Source organism: Mycobacterium sp. (assembly GCF_035314665.1).
Lineage (GTDB): Bacteria > Actinomycetota > Actinomycetes > Mycobacteriales > Mycobacteriaceae > Mycobacterium.
The window spans coordinates 1-4,570 of record NZ_DATFZD010000356.1 but is presented as its reverse complement, the minus strand read 5'-3'; the positions used below and the strand labels follow the sequence as shown (position 1 = coordinate 4,570).

Below are 4,570 nucleotides of genomic sequence, written 5' to 3'. Positions count from 1 at the left end.
GAGGTCTGGACACGGGATGGCGTGGTCGAGACCGAAGCCCGTGAACGTCCGCTGTCGGAGCGCGAATCGATGCGCTGGCTGGACGCATCGGAGCAGGCAAAGACCGTGTTGCAGTCTGCCAAGATGGTGACGGTGGTGGGTGATCGCGAGTCCGACATCTACGCCCAATGGGCCTCGGTGCCAGAGAATGACTTTCATGTGCTGACGCGAGCGATGAGCGATCGCCGGCTGGCTGGCGGCCGTCTGCTGTACGAGACCATGGCGGAGTTGGCGAAGGTCGGACAGCGCACCATCGAGTTACCGGCGCGCGATCCAGGCCGGGAGGCGCGCACGCCCAAGCTGGAATTGCGCTTCGGCACGGTTGAGATCGTCCGTCCGACAGCGAGTGGGACCGCAGCTTGGCCAGGACGGTGACGTTGCGGGCGATCGATGTCCGCGAGATTGACGCGCCGCGCGGTGTCGAGCCGCTGCATTGGCGGCTGCTGACCACGCACACGATCGCCGATGCGGCGGACGCATGGTGCATTGTCGACTGGTACCGCGCTCGTTGGACTATCGATATCTACCAGACATGGCGACTCTCAAGTCACTCCGGGCATGTGAGAGTTCGGCTCGGCCGGCGCCATGGCGAGCGGTGGTGGCCGGCGGTGCCACGGCGCAGGCGTGGCGCGTACCGTCCTGAGCGCTTCGATTGCCGCGTGATCGGCATGCACCACGGTAAAATGACGACCACCAACCGCGACCGCGCGGCTGCGTAGACGCCCCTGTTGGACCCAGGTGTAGAGGGTTGGCTTAGGCATCGGAATGTGCCGGGCCAGTTCTGCGATCGTCCATTCGTCGGGTTCACGCTCGATGCTCGGGCGACGACGACGGGATCGCGGAGTGACGATGCCGGCCTTGCTCAGGAGATGATGCACTATCGAACTATTGAACGTATCGCGACGCTTGGCCGGTCGCCAGCCCTCGCGATTGAGCTTTTCTGCAATGGCAGCGTAGTTCTGCCCGGTACGATGGAGTTCGGTCGCACGTGCCACCAGGGCCGCATAATTACTGAGCCGGTCGAAACGAGCGACCGGGCGGATCAAGCGATGTGCGGTGCGGTTGCCACCTTGCCAGTGACAGACGACGCGAACCTGTTCGCTGCCATCGACGACTTCGACCAGGATCCGTTCGAGCAGCAAGCGAACCAGGGTCTGTCGCTCCTCCTGAGTGGCGGCGCGCCACAGGCCGGGTAGATCTGTCGCCAGCTGGCGAATCCTGGCGATCTCGGCCGGGTTCAACGGTGATGGCTGATTGCGCCGGGCGCACTCGTGGTCAGCCTCGACACGCAGCTGCTCGGCCAGGGCCTGCTCCCATTGCCGCTCGAGCGTACGAGCCACCAGCCGGTTCTCCGGCTCGACGGCGTCGAACTGTCGGCGCATGCGTTCGGCTTCGTAACGGGCTCGTTCGATCCGTTGCTGCCATTGCCGTTCAATGGCCTCGCGTTCCTGTTGCAGATCAGCCGCCGCCACCAAGCTGACTTCGATGGCTGCTGGCTCAAGCACCTGGAGCACCAGCCGTTCCACCAGGACGTCAAGTGGCGCCGCTTTCAGCGACTGACAGATCGGCTCGGCGTAACAAAAAGCCATGCCATTACAGGTGTAGCGCGGATTGGCACCATTGTTGTTGTACTGCGCCGTCATGCGTAATCCGCACCGACCGCAGACCAGCAACCCCGACAGCAGGGCCTGGCCGGCGCGTGCTGGCCCCGTGATAGCTGCCGTGTTTGATCGCAACTGCGCCTGGTTACGCTGATATTGCTCCCAACCAATGTAGGCCGGCAGCCGATCAGGCAGGAATACCTCCGCCTCTTCAACTGAACTTGACCGCCGCCCCGTGCCGGGTCGACCCGGTTGACGTCGACGCAGATCGATCCGCCGCCTGCCATACACATAGGCGCCGGCGTAGGTCGGGTTTTTGAGCAGGTTGTGCAACGACACACGGTTGGCGCGATGCCATTCCAGCTCACCCTTGCGCTCTCCGCTACTGACGCGCACCGGCATTCGGATGTCGTGACTGACCAAATAGACCAGCACCTTGCCGACGGTGCGGAATCGTTCGAACAGTTCAAATACCAAGCGAACCGTCGCCTGCGCCTGCTCATCAGGGTCTAACGCGACTTCGCCCGACAGACGACGCACGTAGCCTATCGGCAATCGCATCCCAAGTTCGCCCCGGCGTGCCTTGGCCCGCTTGCCTTCCAGCATACGCGCCTTGAGAAGGTGCAACTCGGCTTCGCTCATGGTACCTTTCAAACCAAGCAAAAGCCTGTCATTGAAATTACCCGCGTCGTACACGCCATCGGCGTCGGCAATGAGCGTATCGAACAACGCGCAGATCTCCAGCAATTGATGCCAATCCCGGCACGAACGCGCCAGTCGCGACATCTCCACGCCCAGCACCATGCCGACATGGCCGAGTCCTACCTCCGCGACCAGACGTTGAAAGCCGGGCCGGCCTTCGATCGAGGCACCGGATCGGCCTAGGTCATCATCGATCACTACGATCGATGAGCGATCCCAACCGAAGTACAGCGCTCGATCCACCAGAGCATACTGCAGCCGAGTCGATTCCTGATGCCGCTCAACCTGCTGAACCGTGGACTGGCGAACATACACCATCGCCGTCCGCTCCCGATGCCGGCGCTGGATCTTGTCCGATACACCAGCATGGGTCAGTGCGACCCGAACTGTCTCGATCATGACTGGACTCCTCGGCCAGAATGGCCGTTCGACCCTCGCGCAGCGCGATCTGGGACAGCACGCGGAGCATCGTGCGTCGCCGGTCGTCCGCCAGCGTCGACCAAACCGGCAGAGTGCCCATCGCGTGATCTCAACCACCGAACCAGCGCCCGAAGCGCCTCGCAGCCGAGTTTCGGCGCTGTGTTCGAGTCGGTTAAATTATCAGCGGCGTTGCGGATGGTGTATCGAGCAATTGTTCCGAGTTCTAAAATCCCACGGTCTGCAGCTGGAAGATAGTCAAGTTGCCAGCGCCGAACGCTTGGTCAAACTCGCCGCGGCTGCAACGAAAGCAGCGTGCGTCGATATTCAACGCCGGAAAAAGCCGTCGACTTCAAGATCGCGCTCTCGAGCAGTGGCCTCCCCTGCTGCTTGCTGGCGCATTCGTTTCATGCGCAACTAAACCGGCCGCAGTCTCAGCGCGTTCAGAGTGGGTGACACCCTTTCATGGGTCGAGGCGAAGGGGGGCACCCGCCGGCCCCGGCGCTGGACGCGAACGCGATCGTGCGCGATGAGCCCCGCAGCGGCCCGCCAGCGGCGCACACGCAGGACGGGCTTGTCGTCGTCGTGGATCAGTGGCTGGCTGGGTCGGAGCGACGGGTGTGTCCAGCACCACGTCGCCCCTCACCACGCAACGCGATGGAGGCGCGCACATGGTTGACGCTGAGTTTCAACCAACCAAGTCGTCGCGCAAGTCGCTGCTGATCACCGCGGTGGTCGCGCTTGGCGTGGTGCTCGGCTCCGCCGGGAAGTCGGCGGAGGACGTGAGCTACATGCTGCGGTGCCGTGACGCGGGCTCCTCGGCGGCGCAGTGCGCGTTCCTCGACGAAGCGATGGGGTGAGCCCCGCCATGACGCCTGGTGCGCCAAATCGGGTATATATTCAGAGGCCGATACGGTGCCGCGGGTGCGCTAACATCCAGGCTGTCTGCCCTCGCCGGCGCAATCCGGGCAGCGTGGCTCCTCTGCGTCTGGAGGCGCAGCGAAGAAGTAGCGGCAATCGGGGCACTGTCGCTTCACCATGCCGGGCATCGGCTCCCACGGCTCCGCGTTGGCCGCCCGCGCGGCGGCTTCCACGTCCTGTGTCACCGGTGGAACCCGTCGCCTTTCGCTCATGCCAGCCCCAACACCCGCATCGAATCAGCGCGGTGGCCGAACAGCCTGCACGACGGAATCGAGCCGACGGAAGCCCTGTTTTCGGAGCGGCCTACGACGGGTGCAGTAAGCGATGCAGCTCCCGCACTGCAGCCTTCTCGGCCTTCTTGCGACGCCGTAGCTGCTCATCCGTCAGAAGCTGCAACCCGCCGCGCTCAGCGATCTCGGCAACCCGCCCGCAGTGCCGCGCCGAGACCGCAACGAAGTGGGGCCTGGGAAGGGTCGGAGAAGACGGCCCTGACGACTTCCAAGGGATGTTCAGGTCATACTCGTAGACGAACCGCGCGCCCTTTCGGAGCCGCAGCGCTGCCAGCGTCACGTCGGGCGACGAGGCCGATAGTTCCCGCGACCCGTAACGCGCGGCACGCAGGCTGAACTGGAACAGGTGAATGCCGTCCCACCCCATCGAGAAAGTATCACGCTCGACGGGCCGCCGGAGCGATTGGTTTCAAGCTGACGTTTCAATCTGCGGCTGCCGGCACATCGCAGCACCCGCCCACCTTCCTTAGCTCGAACGCTCCATGCGGCCGGCGCAGCGGCTCCGACCGGACGGAACCGGTGGTTAGCAATGCCACCGCCTGCTACGCTTGCCCTCACACGTCAGATTTCCGGAGTCGTTGCCCGGTGGCCAGTTCAACC

The 4,570-nt window shown here is 63.9% G+C and carries 3 protein-coding genes and 1 pseudogene; 2 read left to right on the top strand and 2 right to left on the bottom strand.

Annotation, left to right across the window (positions count from 1 at the left end; all coding sequences use genetic code 11):
• Positions 1-414 (top strand): annotated as a pseudogene (locus VKI00_RS24655) (hypothetical protein); the annotation flags it as partial.
• A 167-nt stretch (positions 415-581) separates the two neighbouring features.
• Here the strand turns inward: VKI00_RS24655 and VKI00_RS24650 are convergent.
• Positions 582-2,741: a recombinase family protein gene (locus VKI00_RS24650; protein WP_324442195.1), complete on the bottom strand. Its 2,160-nt coding sequence runs from the start codon at positions 2,739-2,741 to the stop codon at positions 582-584.
• Between the two features lie 689 nt (positions 2,742-3,430).
• On the opposite strand from VKI00_RS24650, the gene VKI00_RS24645 reads away from it, so the two are divergent.
• Positions 3,431-3,619 carry a hypothetical protein gene (locus VKI00_RS24645; RefSeq protein ID WP_324442193.1) on the top strand — a complete coding sequence of 63 codons (189 nt, stop codon included), beginning with the start codon at positions 3,431-3,433 and terminating at the stop codon, positions 3,617-3,619.
• Positions 3,620-3,983: 364 nt separating this feature from the next.
• On the opposite strand, the gene VKI00_RS24640 is transcribed toward VKI00_RS24645, so the two are convergent.
• Positions 3,984-4,337, bottom strand: a complete 354-nt coding sequence (locus VKI00_RS24640; RefSeq protein WP_324442191.1) for a hypothetical protein — start codon at positions 4,335-4,337, stop codon at positions 3,984-3,986.
• Positions 4,338-4,570 lie beyond the last annotated feature (233 nt).

Coding starts and splice junctions, on each gene's coding strand:
- VKI00_RS24650 (WP_324442195.1), bottom strand. CDS start 2,741: ATGATCGAGACAGTTCGGGTCGCACTGACCCATGCTGGTGTATCGGAC.
- VKI00_RS24645 (WP_324442193.1), top strand. CDS start 3,431: ATGGTTGACGCTGAGTTTCAACCAACCAAGTCGTCGCGCAAGTCGCTG.
- VKI00_RS24640 (WP_324442191.1), bottom strand. CDS start 4,337: ATGGGGTGGGACGGCATTCACCTGTTCCAGTTCAGCCTGCGTGCCGCG.